This window comes from Tabrizicola sp. (genome assembly GCF_036781545.1).
In the GTDB taxonomy this organism is placed as follows: domain Bacteria; phylum Pseudomonadota; class Alphaproteobacteria; order Rhodobacterales; family Rhodobacteraceae; genus Tabrizicola.
Genome location: NZ_DAIQAT010000085.1, coordinates 1 through 14,514, shown reverse-complemented (window position 1 = coordinate 14,514; position 14,514 = coordinate 1). Strand labels below are relative to the sequence as shown.

General features: G+C 67.9%; 14 protein-coding genes. 8 read left to right on the top strand and 6 right to left on the bottom strand.

Features of this window, described 5'->3' with window-relative positions; genetic code table 11:
- Positions 1-2 precede the first annotated feature (2 nt).
- On the bottom strand, positions 3-1,481 hold the full coding sequence (locus V7Q39_RS13125) for an aldehyde dehydrogenase family protein (protein ID WP_333817044.1): 1,479 nt from the start codon (positions 1,479-1,481) through the stop codon (positions 3-5).
- A 110-nt stretch (positions 1,482-1,591) separates the two neighbouring features.
- Here V7Q39_RS13125 and V7Q39_RS13120 point away from each other — a divergent pair, with 110 nt between their 5' ends.
- From V7Q39_RS13120 to V7Q39_RS13105, 4 genes are all read left to right on the top strand, one after another.
- A complete protein-coding gene (locus tag V7Q39_RS13120; protein WP_333817043.1) occupies positions 1,592-2,329 on the top strand; it encodes an IclR family transcriptional regulator in 738 nt (245 codons plus the stop codon).
- Positions 2,326-3,675, top strand: coding sequence for an aminotransferase class III-fold pyridoxal phosphate-dependent enzyme (locus V7Q39_RS13115; protein WP_333817042.1), 1,350 nt, complete (start codon positions 2,326-2,328; stop codon positions 3,673-3,675). Before V7Q39_RS13120 ends, V7Q39_RS13115 begins: the two co-directional genes overlap by 4 nt.
- A complete protein-coding gene (locus V7Q39_RS13110) occupies positions 3,672-4,778 on the top strand; it encodes a class II histone deacetylase (protein WP_333817041.1) in 1,107 nt (368 codons plus the stop codon). Before V7Q39_RS13115 ends, V7Q39_RS13110 begins: the two co-directional genes overlap by 4 nt.
- Before the next feature lie 107 nt (positions 4,779-4,885).
- A complete protein-coding gene (locus tag V7Q39_RS13105) occupies positions 4,886-5,551 on the top strand; it encodes a GntR family transcriptional regulator (protein WP_333817040.1) in 666 nt (221 codons plus the stop codon).
- A 22-nt stretch (positions 5,552-5,573) separates the two neighbouring features.
- Here the strand turns inward: V7Q39_RS13105 and V7Q39_RS13100 are convergent, their stop codons facing one another.
- Positions 5,574-6,281, bottom strand: a complete 708-nt coding sequence (locus V7Q39_RS13100) for a type 1 glutamine amidotransferase (RefSeq protein ID WP_333817039.1) — start codon at positions 6,279-6,281, stop codon at positions 5,574-5,576.
- A gap of 70 nt (positions 6,282-6,351) precedes the next feature.
- Here V7Q39_RS13100 and V7Q39_RS13095 point away from each other — a divergent pair, with 70 nt between their 5' ends.
- The 4 genes from V7Q39_RS13095 (at position 6,352) to V7Q39_RS13080 (ending at position 11,666) form a co-directional block, all read left to right on the top strand.
- Positions 6,352-7,608: a cytochrome P450 gene (locus V7Q39_RS13095; RefSeq protein WP_333817038.1), complete on the top strand. Its 1,257-nt coding sequence runs from the start codon at positions 6,352-6,354 to the stop codon at positions 7,606-7,608.
- A gap of 20 nt (positions 7,609-7,628) precedes the next feature.
- Positions 7,629-8,921, top strand: coding sequence for a glutamine synthetase family protein (locus tag V7Q39_RS13090; protein WP_333817037.1), 1,293 nt, complete (start codon positions 7,629-7,631; stop codon positions 8,919-8,921).
- Positions 8,922-8,930: 9 nt separating this feature from the next.
- Complete coding sequence (locus V7Q39_RS13085; protein WP_333817036.1) at positions 8,931-9,245, top strand: 2Fe-2S iron-sulfur cluster-binding protein; 315 nt, start codon at positions 8,931-8,933, stop codon at positions 9,243-9,245.
- A gap of 453 nt (positions 9,246-9,698) precedes the next feature.
- The gene (locus V7Q39_RS13080; protein WP_333817035.1) at positions 9,699-11,666 is read left to right on the top strand and encodes an aminotransferase class V-fold PLP-dependent enzyme; all 1,968 of its coding nucleotides are present in this window, start codon (positions 9,699-9,701) and stop codon (positions 11,664-11,666) included.
- A 69-nt stretch (positions 11,667-11,735) separates the two neighbouring features.
- Here the strand turns inward: V7Q39_RS13080 and V7Q39_RS13075 are convergent, their stop codons facing one another.
- From V7Q39_RS13075 to V7Q39_RS13060, 4 genes are all read right to left on the bottom strand, one after another.
- Positions 11,736-12,506 carry an HpcH/HpaI aldolase family protein gene (locus V7Q39_RS13075; protein ID WP_333817034.1) on the bottom strand — a complete coding sequence of 257 codons (771 nt, stop codon included), beginning with the start codon at positions 12,504-12,506 and terminating at the stop codon, positions 11,736-11,738.
- Between the two features lie 3 nt (positions 12,507-12,509).
- Positions 12,510-13,310 (bottom strand): 2-oxo-hept-4-ene-1,7-dioate hydratase, encoded by an 801-nt coding sequence (hpaH, locus tag V7Q39_RS13070; protein WP_333817033.1) that lies wholly within the window; start codon positions 13,308-13,310, stop codon positions 12,510-12,512.
- Positions 13,307-14,173 (bottom strand): fumarylacetoacetate hydrolase family protein, encoded by an 867-nt coding sequence (locus V7Q39_RS13065; RefSeq protein WP_333817032.1) that lies wholly within the window; start codon positions 14,171-14,173, stop codon positions 13,307-13,309. Before V7Q39_RS13065 ends, hpaH begins: the two co-directional genes overlap by 4 nt.
- Positions 14,170-14,514: VOC family protein (locus V7Q39_RS13060; protein WP_333817031.1), on the bottom strand; the 345-nt coding region annotated here is incomplete at its 5' end. The genes V7Q39_RS13060 and V7Q39_RS13065, both read right to left, overlap by 4 nt.

Below are 14,514 nucleotides of genomic sequence, written 5' to 3'. Positions count from 1 at the left end.
GGTCACAGCTGGATCCACGCGGTCTTGAGGTCGGTGTATTTCTCCAGCGCGTGCAATGACTTGTCCGCGCCATTGCCGGATTGCTTCACCCCCGACAAGGGCACCGTCACATCCGCGCCGCCATAGGTGTTCACATGCACGACGCCCGACCGGATGCCCCGCACCATCCGATGCGCGCGCGACAGGTTGCCGGTCCAGACCCCCGCTGCGAGGCCGAAATCGGATGCATTGGCCAGCCGCAGCGCCTCGGCCTCGTCTGTGAAGGGCGTAACCGCCAGAACGGGGCCGAAGACCTCTTCCTGATAGAGACGATGCTCGGGCCTGACGCCCGTCACGATGGTCGGGTCCATGTACCAGCCCCCCGTCTCCTCCAGCGCGCGACCCCCGCCGGTGACGATCTCGCCCCCTTCGCGCGTGGCATCGGCGACGAAGCCCAGGTTCCCCTCCAGCTGGGTCAGCGAGTTCACCGCGCCCACCTGCGTATCCAATCGCAAGGGATTCCCGACCGCCATCTTCCGCGTCGCCGTTGCCAGTTCGGCAACGAAGGCATCATGCACCGAAGCCTCGACCAGCAGCCGCGAGCCCGCGACGCAGACCTGCCCGGCATTGCGGAAGATCGCCGTGGCCGCCGCCTTCGCCGCCGCCGACAGGTCCGGCGCATCGGCGAAGACCACGTTGGGGGACTTGCCGCCCAGTTCCAGATAGCAGCGCTTCAGGTTCGACTGTGCCGAATATTGCAACAATCGCCGCCCCGTCGCGCCGGACCCGGTAAAGACCAGCACATCGACCTCGGGGGACAAGGCCAGCGCCTCGCCCGTCACCCGGCCCGGCCCGGTGACCACGTTGAACACTCCGGGAGGCACGCCCGCCTCCAGCGCCAGCGCGGCCAGGCGGAGGAGCGTCAAGGACGCGGTCTCCGCCGGTTTCAGCACCACCGAATTGCCCATGGCAAGGGCAGGGGCGATCTTCCAGGCCCCGATCATCAGCGGGAAGTTCCAGGGCACGATGGCGCCCACCACCCCCACAGGCTCGCGGTGGATCAGGCCAAGGACGTTCGGCGCGGTCGGCGCCACCTCGCCATAGACCTTGTCGATGGCCTCGGCATAGTAGCGGAAGGTTCCCGCCGCGCTGCCGGGCTCGGCCTTCAGCGCCATGGAAATCTCGGTCCCGTTGTCGCGCACGCCCAGCACGGCCAGTTCGGCGGCGTGTTTGTCGATCAGATCCGCCAGCCGGTGCAGCACCGCCTTCCGCGCCGCAGGGGCTGCCTTCGACCAGCGCCCGTCCTCGAAGGCCACGCGGGCCGAGGCACAGGCCCGTGCCACATCCGCGGGCTCGGCAGAGGCGAGGGTGGTCAGTTGCCGCCCGTCGATGGGCGACAGGACCGGGCTTTCCCCCGCGCCCTCCACCCATTCGCCGTCGATCAGCAGCTTCCCCGCCGCGACCGGGGCCGCCGCCAGCCGGTCGATCAATGCCTGGTCCATATCCCCTCCCGAGTGGTTCAAATAATGAACCGATGGTTTAAAAACAGATTGACAGCGCCCGCCCCGCTCTGTCAACTCTTTTGGCAAGCCGGGGGAGGGGCATTGGCCAGATGGGAACGGTTGGCAAGGCACTGGACCTTCTGGACCTCTTCACAAGGGGTCAGCCGCAGCTTGGCCTCAGCCAGCTTGCCCGGGTCTCGGGCCTGAACAAGGCCACCTGCCACCGGCTTCTGACCGAACTCGAATCGCGCGGGCTTCTGGAACAGACCGGCCCGGCGCGGGAATACCGGCTCGGCCCCGCCGTCCTGCGCCTGTCGGCCCTGCGCGAAGCCGCCGTCCCCACGCGCGAGGCCGCGATGCCCGTGCTCCGCCGCCTGGCCGAAGCCACCGGCGAGACCGCGCATCTGTCGCATCTCGTCGCCGGAAAGCTGCAGACCCTCGCCTTTGCCTATGCCTCGCGCACGGGCGTCAGGGTGATGATGGAGGACGCCGATGTCCTGCCCTTCCACGCCACCGCCTCGGGCGCGGCGGTCCTCGCCCACCATCCCGACCCTGACCCGCTGATCGCCGCCGCCCCCGATCCTGAAACGCTGCGCGCCCGCATCCGCGACGCCCGCGCCAAGGGCTATGCCGAAACCCTCTCGACCTTCGAGAAGGACGTCCATTCCCTTGCCGTGCCGCTCTTTGATGCCACCGACGCCTGTACCGGCGCGCTGGCCGTCGCCGCCGCCGCCCCGCGCATGACGCCCGACCTTCACGCCACCATCACCCGCGAACTGGCCCTCGCCGTGGCCGAGATCACTGAACTCCGGGGCGGTCCGCCCCCCATTGAAGGAGCCGCCCGATGAAAGACGCCAACTTCCTGAAAGCCTACAACGCCCGCTCGCTGTGGCATCCGATGACCGCGCCGGCAGACAGCCTGAAATCCCCGCCCGCAATCATCACCGGCGCGGAAGGCACCCGCATCCGCGACATCGACGGGCATGAGGTGGTCGACGGGGTGGGGGGCCTCTGGAACGTCAACCTTGGCTATTCCTGCCAGCCGGTGAAGGAGGCCATTGCCGCCCAGCTCGACGCGCTGCCCTACTATTCCATCTTCCGCGGCACCTCGAACGACAAGGTGATCGAGCTGGCCGAGGAGCTGCGCACCTTCTTCGAACCCGACGGGTTGACCCGCGCCTTCTTCACCAGTGGTGGCGGCGACAGCGTCGAAACCGCCCTCCGCCTGTCCCGCCAGTACCACAAGATCTGCGGCGAGGCCGGGCGGACCAAGTTCCTGTCGCTGAAGAAGGGCTACCACGGCACTCACATGGGCGGGGCCAGCGTCAACGGCAACGCCAACTTCCGCGCGGCCTATGAGCCGCTCTTGCCCGGCTGCTTCCACATCCCCGCGCCCTACACCTACCGCAACCCGTTCAACGAAAGCGACCCGGCGAAGCTGGCGCAACTCTGCCTGCAAGCGCTTGAAGACGAGATCGCCTTCCAGGGGCCGCAGACCATCGCCGCCTTCATCATGGAGCCGATCCTCGGCGCGGGCGGCGTCATCCCCCCGCACCCGACCTTCATGCCGGGGGTGGAGGCGATCTGCCGGAAACATGGCATCCTGCTTATCGCCGACGAGGTGATCACCGCCTTCGGCCGCACCGGCGCCTGGACCGGCAGCCGCCTCTGGGGCGTGAAGCCCGACTTCGCCTGCACCGCGAAGGCCATCACCAACGGCTATTTCCCCTTCGGCGCGGTGATGATCGCCGAGGGCGTGGCGCAGGTCTTTGAATCGGATGAAACCGGGAAGGCCGCCATCGGCCACGGCTATACCTATTCTGGCCATCCGGTCGGCGCCGCTGCCGCCATCGCCTGCCTTGCGGAAACCAAGCGCCTGAACGTTCCCGTCAACGCCGCGGCAAGGGGCAAGCAGCTGTGGGACGGCATCCAGGCGCTGAAGGCGAAATATCCGGTGATCGGCGACGTGCGGGGCGGCTACGGGCTGATGCTCGCCATCGAGCTGGCTGGCCCGAACAAATCCGCCCCGCCGAAGGCGCAGCCGGGGCAGGTGCAGGCCAAGGCCTACGAGGAAGGCGCGATGGTCCGCGTTTCCGGCCCGAACATCATCCTTTCGCCGCCGCTGGTGATCACGGAAGGAGACGCCGCCACGATCCTTTCCGCGCTCGACGCGGGACTGGCGGCCCTGTCATGACCACCGGCTTCTGCTTCGACGAACGCACCCTCTGGCACACCACCGGCGAGGCGGCGCTGTTCCTGAAGCCCGGCGGCTGGATCCAGCCCCCCGCCGCCGGGGGCCATGCCGAAAGCCCGGAGACCAAGCGCCGGTTCAAGAACCTCCTCGACGTCTCCGGCCTTTCCCGCCACCTCGCGGTGGAGACCGCGCCCGAGGCCGGCGAGGAGGCGCTCCGCCGCATCCACCCGGCCAGCTACCTCAATGAGTTCAAGCGTCTCTCGGATGCAGACGGGGGAATGCTGGGTGAAGAAACGCCTTTCGGCCAAGGCAGCTACGAGATCGCCGCGCTTTCCGCAGGCCTTGCCATCCATGCGATGGACAAGGTGATTACAGGCGGATGGGCCAACGCCTATTCCCTGTCCCGCCCGCCCGGGCACCACTGTCTGCCCGATTTCCCGATGGGCTTCTGCCTGATGGCCAACATCCCCGTCGCCATCGAGGAGATGCGTGCCCGCCACGGCCTCGGCAAGGTCGCCGTCATCGACTGGGACGTCCACCATGGCAACGGCACGCAAGCCATCTATTGGGACCGCGCCGACACCCTGACCCTCTCGCTGCACCAGAATTCGTGCTACCCCACGAACTCCGGCGCAGCCAGCGAACGCGGCGAGGGCGAAGGGCAGGGGGCCAACATCAACATCCCGCTCCTGCCCGGGGGCGGCCATCAAAGCTACCTGACCGCAATGGACCGCATCGTCCTGCCCGCCCTCCGCCGCTTCCAGCCCGAGCTGATCGTCGTCGCCTCCGGCCTCGACGCCAACGCGCTGGACCCGCTGGCGCGGATGCTGGCCCATTCCGACACCTACCGCGCGATGACCACCCGCCTGATGCAGGCCGCCGAAGACCTGTGCCAAGGCCGTCTCGTGATGGTCCACGAAGGCGGCTATTCCGAGGCCTATGTTCCCTTCTGCGGCCAGGCGGTCATGGAAACCCTGTCCGGCAGGCGGACCCAGGTCATCGACCCGTTCCTCGATTTCCTGATGGCCCAGCAGCCCCCGCGCGAGTTCGACGCGCTGGAGGACCGCCGTCTGGCCGATATGGCAGCGCTTTACGGCCTCTGACCCTCCCCTCCTCGTGCGCCTTCGGCTTCTCGTCGGTGGCGAGGAGTGCCGAAGGCAATCGACGAGCGGCTTCGACCGTGGCAGGGTCCCGCCCAAGGAGAGCCCCCATGTCCATCCCCTTCGCAGGCCCGCAGATCCCGACGCTTGTCCAGCACATCCTGGACCGGATCGACTTGGGCCAGCTGAACCCCGGCGATCTTCTGGACGAGGCGGACCTCAGCGAGACCCACGGCGTCTCGCGCACCCCGGTGCGCGAGGCGATCCTGTATCTGGAGGCGCTGGGCCTCGTCCGCCGCCTGCCGCGCAAGGGGGCGGCGATCTTCCGGCCGACGCTGGAGGAATTCCTCGCCATCCTCGAAGTCCATGCCAAGCTGGAAGGCCAGGCCGCAGGCCTCGCCGCGCGCCGCCTGTCGCGACAGGGGGCCGAGGACCTGGAAGCCGCCGTCCGCGCCTGCGAGGCGAAGGCCGCCGCCAGCCCCGACAGCGACCCCGACGGCTATTACCAGCTGAACCTGCGCTTCCACGCCTGCGTCGCCATCGCCTCGGGCAACGGGGTGCTCCTGGAAAGCCTGAAGACCAACGCCCGCCGCCTTCTGGCCTACTACCGCGCGCGCTATCGTTTCCGGGGCGCGATCCCCCGGTCGGCCGAGGAACACCGCGCCATTGCCCGCCTGATCACCGACCGCGACTCAACCGGCGCCGAGGCGATGATGCAGTCCCATGTCCAGTTCGATCAGGTCACCGCGATGGACCTGCTGGCCGCGCTGTCCTGAGCCTTCCAGAAAAATTTTGGGCTCAGCCCCGATCCGCCTCGAAAAACCGCGCGATCCATTCCGCAAAGCGCGGCCCCTCTGTCCCCGGCGCCAGCGAAGCCCGCGCCGCCGCACCCACTTCCGCCGGGACCTTCGGCGCGAATTCCTCCACCAGCGCCGCCAGGAATTCCGGCGTCATCTCGGGATGATACTGCGTGGCGAACACCCGGTCCCCGATCCGGTAGCAGGCCGCTGCACAGCCTTCCGCCCGGCCCACCACCTCCGCCCCCGGCGGCAGCGCCGTCACCTGTTCCCCATGCGCCGCCGCCAGCCGGAACCGCGCAACCGGCTCCATCCAGGGCGCGGGAGCGACGGCTTCCGTCTCCGCCGTTCCCAGCACGAATCCGCCCGCGTTCGGCCCCACCACGCCCCCCAGCGCCTTGGCGATCGCCTGATGTCCGAAGCAGGCCCCCGCCACCGGCACGCCTGCTGCAAAACCCTCGCGGATCAGCGCCAGAAGCCGGTCGATCCAGGCATCCTCGTCATGCACCGAAGACGGGCTGCCCCCGATCAGCATGCCGTCAAACCCCTGAACATCATCAGGAAACTCTCCCTTCGGCAGATCGAAGGCCGTCACCCGCCACCCCGGCCGCACCCCCTGCAAAAGCACCCGGAACTTCTCCACATCCCGGGGATGCCGGGCGGCGAAATCGCTGTCATCCGTGTTCGTCGCCAGCACCGCGATATGCATGAGATTTCCCTTTACATATTTAACACGTTCATCATTATACAAACCCAGCGACCGCGCAAGGGAGGAAGCCGTGACAGTCTGGACACCCGCCGACGACGGACATGCCGACCTCACCAGCCACGACACCTTCACCCAAGGCGCGCCGCACAACACCTTCGCACGCCTGCGCCGCGAAGATCCGATGCACTGGACGGACTATCCCCAAGGCCAGGGCTTCTGGTCCGTCACCAGGCATGAGGACATCCTGTCGCTCAACGGCAAGCCCGACCTCCTCTCCTCGGCCCGCGGCATCCGGATGGAGGACCAGAGCTACGAGGAATACCTCGCCCGCCGCACCTTTCAGGAGACCGACCCGCCGGAACACATGATGACAAGGGTCAAGGTCGCCAAGGCCTTCTCGAAACCCGTCATCGCCACCTTCGAGCAGGCGATCCGCGAGCTTTGCACAACGATCCTCGACAGCGCGCTTCAGCACGGAACCTTCGATGCCACCAAGTTGATCGCCCGCGAACTGCCGATGCGGATGCTGGGCCGCATCGTCGGCCTGCCCGAAGAGGACCTGCCCTGGCTGGTGGAAAAGGGCGATGCCCTTATCGCCAACACCGACCCCGACTTCACGCCGCATGTCCTTGACAAGCTCACCACCGACGAATTCCGCATGATGCCCTTCAATTCCCCGGCGGGCGCGGAGCTTTTCGTCTACGCCAAGGACCTGATGAAGCGGAAGGAAGCCGCAGGTGACACCTCCGGCGTCCTCCACATGATCCTGCAGCCCGGCCACGACGGCCAGGTCATGCCCGAGATCGAATTCCGCAACTTCTTCTGCCTTGTCGTCGCCGCCGGGAACGACACCACGCGCTATTCCATCGCCGCGGGCCTGCAAGCCCTGGCCCATCAGCCCGAACTCCTGCCGCTGATCCAGTCCGGCGCGGTGGACGACACGATGGCCGACGAGATCATCCGCTGGGCCAGCCCGACCTCCTACTTCCGCCGCACCGCCACCCGCGACTTCGAAATCCACGGGAAAGAGATCAAGGCCGGCGACAAGGTGCTGTACTGGTTCGCCTCTGCCAACCGCGACGAGACGGTCTTCGACCAGCCCTTCCGAGTCGACCTCGCCCGCAGCCCGAACAAGCATCTCGCCTTCGGACAGGGCGGCCCGCATCTTTGCCTCGGCATGTGGCTGGCGCGGCTGGAAGTCCGCGTGCTTTTCCAGGAGCTCGCCAAGCGGATCAAATCCATCGAACCGGCGGGCGAACAGAAATTCCTGCGCTCGAACTTCGTGGCCGGGCTGAAAAGCCTGCCGGTTCGTGTCACGCTGCAATAAAAATCCGGGGGGAAATCACCATGGCCGATCGCCTGCGCGCGCTGTTCTGCGACCATCTCAGCCTGATGCGCGGCAAATACCTGCCCGCGTCGAAGCTGAAATCCGATGGCACGCGACTGGCGCGGCCCACGTTTTCCGTCCACTGGGACAAGGACCTGATCCTCGACGCCCCCCACACCAAATGCCGCGAAGGCATCCCCGACATGGAACTGCGCTGGGTGGCCGACGAGATCCGCGACGGCTGGGAACCCGGCACGAAAGTCGTCACTGGCGACCTTTACGACAGCGACGGCCAGCGCATCCCGCTCTGCCCGCGCTCGGCCCTGAAACGCGCCGTGGCCGATTGGAAGGGCAGGGGGCTGACCCCTAAGGTCGGCGTGGAACTCGAAGCCTACGCCTTCGAGATCGGCGAGGATGGCCAGGTCGCCCCCATGCACGCCCCCGGCGGCATCGTCTATGGCACCGGGCCTTTCGCCGACCCGGCTGGCTTTACAGATGCGATCTGGAAGCGGGCCGAGGAGGCGGGCTTCCGCCTCGAACTGATCACCGCCGAATACGACACCCCGCAATATGAATTCACCCTCGCCTATGACGAGGCGGTGCAGGCCATGGACGAGATGGTGCTCTTCCGCCAGATGGCCCGCGAAGTGGCGCTGGAGCACGGCATCCTCTTGACCTTCCTGCCGAAACCGATCCTGGACAAGGGCGGCTCGGGCCTGCATTTCAACCTTTCTTTCGCCGACAGCGCAGGGAAAAACGCCCTGATGACCGGGGCGAAGGGCGGTCCCGGCCATATGAACGACCTTGGCAAAGGCGTCGTCGCGGGCTGGCTGCATCACCACAAGGGCCTCGCGGGGCTGCTGGCCCCCACTGTCGGCAGCTACCTGCGCCTGCAACCGGCCTCGATGTCGGGCTACTGGTGCAACTGGGGCGGAGACCATCGTGGCGTCACCGTCCGCGTGTCCGAGGAGGGTGGCGCGAAGACCCGGCTCGAACACCGCATGGCCGACGCCAGCTGCAACCCCTACACCGCGCTCGCCGCCCTGTTGCAGGCCGGGCTGCTGGGGCTGGACAAGGGCTACAACCTCCCCGCACCCGAGGCGGGCGACGGTTTCGACCGCACCGATGCGGGCTACGGCGTCGCGGCTTCGCTCACCGAGGCGATGGACGACCTTGAGGCCGACACGGCCCTCGCCGCAGCACTCGGCCCGGAACTGGTGGAGCATCACCTGTTCATGAAGCGGATCGAGGTGACGAAGACCGAAGGTCTCGAAGGCGCGGCCTTGCGCGACTATTACATCTGGTATGTCTGAGGGACCGCCATGCAAGCCACCTGGAACCTGGCCGATGGCCGTCAGATCACCCTCGACGTCGCCGAAGGCACCAGCCTCATGGAGGCCGCCACCCGGCACGGCGTCCCCGGTATCGTCGGCGAATGCGGCGGGTCGATGTCCTGCGCCACCTGCCATGTCCTCGTCGACCCCGCCTGGGCGGAAAGGGCAGGAGAGGCCGGCCCGTTCGAGGATGACATGCTCGACATCACCGAGGCCGGCCGCCAGCCGACCTCGCGTCTCTCCTGCCAACTGAAAATGACCGCCGCGCTGGACGGGATCGTGGTCAGCGTGCCGCAGGGCTGACTGGGTCGCGCGCCTGTGGCGTCGAGCCCCCGCCGCGGCAATCGCGGCGAGAAGACCAAGGTGCACGAAGGCGCCGCCGCCCCCTGAACCGCGAACCGGATGCCGCGCCAGCCGTCTGTGCCCTTTCCTCTTCGCCCCGACTTCCCCGCCAAAGGCACGCCCGGCAGACCTCGCCCCATGTCCTGCTCTTTGCCAAATACTCCCGCCGGAGGCATCCGACCCTCCCTCCAGGCGCAGCAGCATCCGCATTGCGCAGGAGCCCATGCCAGGTGCCCCGGTCCCAATGTCCACCGGATGGCACGGCGAAATTCTTAAGAAATCCTGAACGCCCACGGCCAAGCCCTTGATCTTGCAAGGGTCGAAAATCTGCCCGCGCGCGGGCAGCCGAACCCGCTTGCAGCCCTTCCGCCCCGCTGGCACTCTCCCCTCCAAAGGCCGGGGAGGGTCAGTCCGATGCACCGCAACACGACCGAGGGGGGCTACTTCCTCTACCATTCCATCGGGATCTATCCGGGGAAAGAGGACGACCTCGCCCGCGCCATGGCCGAGTTTTCCGAGGTCTGGGCCGCCCCGAACGACAAGCAGTGGGGATACGTCCTGCGCAAGCGGCAGGACTTCATCGACCGCTGGCGCCGCCTGATCAACGTTCCGAAGGGCAGCCTGACCACGGTCGACAACGTGACCGAGGGGATGCAGAAGATCCTCCGCGCGCTGCCCGAAGGGTCCTTGCGCGGCAAGCGGGTGCTGGCCGCTGCCGACTGCTTTCCTTCGGTCCATTTCCTTCTCGCGGGCCTAGCCCCGAAGATGGGCTTCACCCTGACCACCGTCCCCCTGAGCGAGGGCCGCGCCTGGGTAGAGACCGAGGATTTCCTGGCCCACTGGGGCCCTGACGTGGGCCTCGCGCTGCTGACCTGGGTCACGTCGATCGGGTCCTCCAGGCTGGACTACCCGGCCCTTGTCGCCCATGGCCGCCGGATGGGCAGCCTGATGGTCGCCGACATCACGCAAGGCGCGGGCCTGATGCCCTTCGACGCGATGAATCCGAGGGTGGATTTCGTCGTCTCCACCAGCTTGAAATGGCTCTGCGGGACGCCGGGCGCGGGAATCCTCTATGCCGACAAGGACCTGATCCCAAGCCTCCAGCCCGAAGCGCGGGGGTGGTTCTCGCAGAACAACCCGTTCTCCTGGGACCTCGACAAGTTCGACTACGCCCCCGACATCCGCCGCTTCGATACGGGCACGCCGGGCTCGGTCGCGGCCATCGCCTCGCTGCCGGCGATGGAGTGGTTCGCGAAGCAGGACCTGCGCGACGTCGCCGCCCACAACCGCCGCCTGGTCGACCGGATCATCGCCCGCGCCGACCGGCTGGACCTGGCGCTCCACTCCCCCCGTGACGCCGACAGGCGGGGCGGTGCGGTCATGCTGCGGATGCCGGACAAGGCCGAGGCCGCGGCCTGCGTCGGCGCCTTGGGGGTGGAGGGCTATTCGGTCGATTTCCGTGGCCCGATCCTGCGGATGTCGCCCGGCTTCGTGACCGAGGAGCGGGCGGTGGATGCCGTCTTCGACCTGGTGGAAGAGGTGATGGCCCGCCGCCGCCGCCGCTTCGCGGGGCAGGGCGAGGTCCCCGGGCGCGCGGGGGAGGTGCTGGCGGCGCTCGCCTCGGGGCTGGCCGGGGGCGGGGTGAAGGTCGTGGACCTGACCGCCGAGCTCGGCCCCGAGACGCCGATCCTGCGCCTGCCGGAGGACCTTGCGCGGAACACGCCGAAAGTCGCGATCCACCGGATTAGCGAATATGACACCGACGGCCCGTTCTGGGCCTGGAACTGGCTGGAGCTGGGCGAGCATTCCGGCACCCATTTCGACGCGCCGCACCACTGGCTGTCCGGCAAGGACCACCCGGACGGCTTCACCGATACCCTGTCCGTCCAGCGCCTGATCGCGCCGGTCAATGTCATCGACTGCTCGGCCGAGGCGGCGGCGGACCCGGATTTCCTGCTGACCGCCGCCCATGTGAAGGCATGGGAGGCGCAGCATGGTGAGATCAGGCCGGGGGAATGGGTGCTGATGCGCACCGACTGGGACCGGCGCAGCCACGACGAGGCGCTGTTCCTGAACGAGGACCCCGATCCTTACGAGGACGGCTCGCATTCGCCGGGGCCGTCGACGGATTGCATCGACTATCTCTTGGGCAAGGGCATTGTCGGCTGGGGCACGCAATGCGTCGGCACCGATGCGGGGATGGCGGGCAAGTTCAGTCCGCCCTTCCCGGCGCATAACTTCCTGCACCGGGACAACTGCTTCGGCCTCGCCAGCCTCTGCAACCTCGACCAGCTGCCGCCGAAGGGGGCGGTGCTGATCGCGACGCCGCTGAAGATCAAGGATGGGACGGGTTCGCCGATCCGGGCGCTGGCGCTGGTCTGACCGCTCGTCGTTCCCTTCGGTCCTCCTCGCTGCGGTCCCGAGGAGAAGCCGGAGGCGCACGACGAGGCGTCAGCCAGGAAGGAATTGCCGCGCCCGCGCCCGAAGCGCGCCGACATAGGCCAGCACGTCGATCCCGACGCCCACGAAGCGCGCCCCGGCCGTCACGCAATCGGCGATGAAGGCATCGTCGGTCGACAGCATTCCGGCGGCCTTGCCGGAGGCGGCGATCCGGGCCAGTGCGTCCATCACGGCGGCGCGCACCTCCGGGTGGCCCGCATTGCCCAGATGGCCCATGTCGGCGGCCAGGTCGGCGGGACCGATGAAGACGCAGTCGATGCCGGGCAGGGCCAGAATATCGTCCAGCGCGGCCAGACCCGCGCGGCTTTCGATTTGCAGGATCAGGCAGATCTGGTCGTTCGCTGTGGTCAGGTAGTCCGGGATCGCCGAGAAGCGCGATGCGCGGGCCAGTGAGGACCCGACGCCGCGGATGCCTTCGGGCGGATAGCGGGTGGCTTTCACGCAGGCCTCGGCCTGTTGGGCGGTCTCGATCATCGGGATCAACAGGCTCTGCGCGCCCGCGTCCAGCGCCTGCTTGATCCGGGCGGGATCGTCATCGCGCAGCCGCACCACGGGAAGACTGGGCGAGGGCTCGATGACGGCCAGTTGCGCCATTGTCGAGCGCAGGTCGTTCGGTGCGTGCTCGCCGTCGATCAGCAGCCAGTCGAAGCCGCAGGTCGCGGCCATCTCGGCGGCGTAGGGATCGGCCATCCCGACCCAGCAGCCATAGACGGTTTCCCCGGCGGCGAGGCGGTGTTTCAGGCAGTTCAGGGGCGCGGGCATGGGCTACTCGAAGTTGAGGGAGACTTGGCCGAAGCCGCCGAAATCGGCGTGGAACCGGCTGCCGGACGGGGCCTCGATCGGGCGGATGAAGCTGCCGGACAGGACGATGTCGCCCGCCGACAGGCCGTAGCCATAGCGCGCCAGCCGCTGGACGAGCCAGACAATTCCGGTGACCGGATCGTCCAGCACGCCCGCGCCGAGGCCGGTCTCCTCGACCACGCCGTCACGCTTGACGATGGCGCCGACCCGGCGCAGGTCGAAGGACTGGACCGTATGACGCTGGGCCCCGAGCACGACCCCGGCATTGGCGGCGTTGTCGCTGACGGTATCGGTGATGATCCGCGCCTGCCCGGTCGCGGGGTCGCTGCGCAGGATGCGGGTGTCGAGGATCTCCAGCGCCGGGGCGACATGAGCGGTGGCGGCGATCACCTCGTCGCGGGTGACATGCGCGCCGGCAAGGTCGCGCGCCATCAGGAAGGCAATCTCGGCCTCGACCCTCGGCTGGATGAAACGGTTTTTCGGAATCGTCGCACCGTCCTGGAAGGCCATGTCGTCAAGAAGGACACCGGAGTCGGGGGTGTCGATCTTCAGGGCCTCCTGCATGGCGCGGGAGGTCAGGCCGATCTTCCAGCCAACGCGGTGCCGCCCCGCCGCAATCTTCAGGGCGACCAGTTCGGCCTGGATGGCATAGGCGTCGTCCAGCGTCATGCCGGGATGGGCGAGGGAGAGGAGCCCGATCTGCCGGCGCGTCGCCTCGGCGTCGAGGAGGGCAAGCGCGGCGGCGTGGTGGTCACGGGGCGTCATGCCCCGGTTCTTTCATCGGCGACGCCGTTCCGCAAGATGCCGATGCCCTCGGCCTCGACCTCGACCACGTCGCCGGGCTTCAGCCAGAGGGGCGGGTCGAACCGGGCGCCCGCGCCGGTGGGGGTGCCGGTGACGATGATGTCGCCGGGGGCAAGTGTGGTGAAGGTCGAGATATAGGCGATCTGCCGGGCGATGGGGAACAGCATCTGCGAAGTGCGATCCTGCTGGCGGACCTCGCCGTTGACGCGGGTGGTGAGCTGGATGTCGGCGATCTGGGCGGGGTCGGTGAAGGGGACGAGGCCCGGCCCCATCGCGCCGGAGCGATCCCAGTTCTTGCCCTGCGTCACGTTGAACTTGGCGTGGCGCACCCAGTCGCGGATCGTGCCTTCGTTGCAGAGGGTGAGGGCGGCGATATGGTCCGGCGCCTGTGTCTCCGGGATGCGGCGGCCCGGCTTGCCGATGACCACGGCGATCTCGCCTTCGTAGTCGAGTTGCGGGCTTTCCGGCGGGCGGATCAGCGGTTGGTCGTGGCCGGTGAAACTGCGCGGGAAGCGGATGAAGAGCGAGGGGTTGGGCGGGGCGTCCTGCCCGTCCTTGTATTCGGCATTGCGGTCGGGGAAGTTGACGCCGACGCAGATGATCTTCTCCGGGTCGGGAATCGGCGGATCGTATGTGAACGATCCTTCCCTATGGCTGGCGGGACGGCCCTGCGCGGCGGCGAGGATTTGCGCAATCGCCCCGGCTTCGATCACGTTGCGCAAGCTGCGCCACTGCGGGAACGCGCCCGACAGCGCCACCACCCCGCCCGGCGCGGTGGTGCCCCAGTGCTGCACGCCTTTGGCGGTGAAGCTGACCAGCATCATGGCGCGATGATCGGGCTGGCGTTCAGTGTCGCCGGAACCGGCGTGGCCCCGGCGAAGAGGCTGCCTTCCTCGAACCAGCTGCGCGGGGCGGGGGCGCCCCACAGGGTCTGGCGCTGCGGGTCCTTCAGGTCCCAGCGGATTGGCTCCAGGTCGGGGTCGACAGTCTGGTAGTCGGAACAGTAGATCTCGATCCGGTGGCCGTCGGGATCGCGGACGTACAGGAAGAAGGCGTTGGAGATGCCGTGGCGACCCGGCCCGCGTTCGATGTTCGCCAGCCAGCCGGTGGTGGACATGAGGTCGAGGAGGTCGATGATGTTCAGCGGCGTCGGCACCCAGAAGGC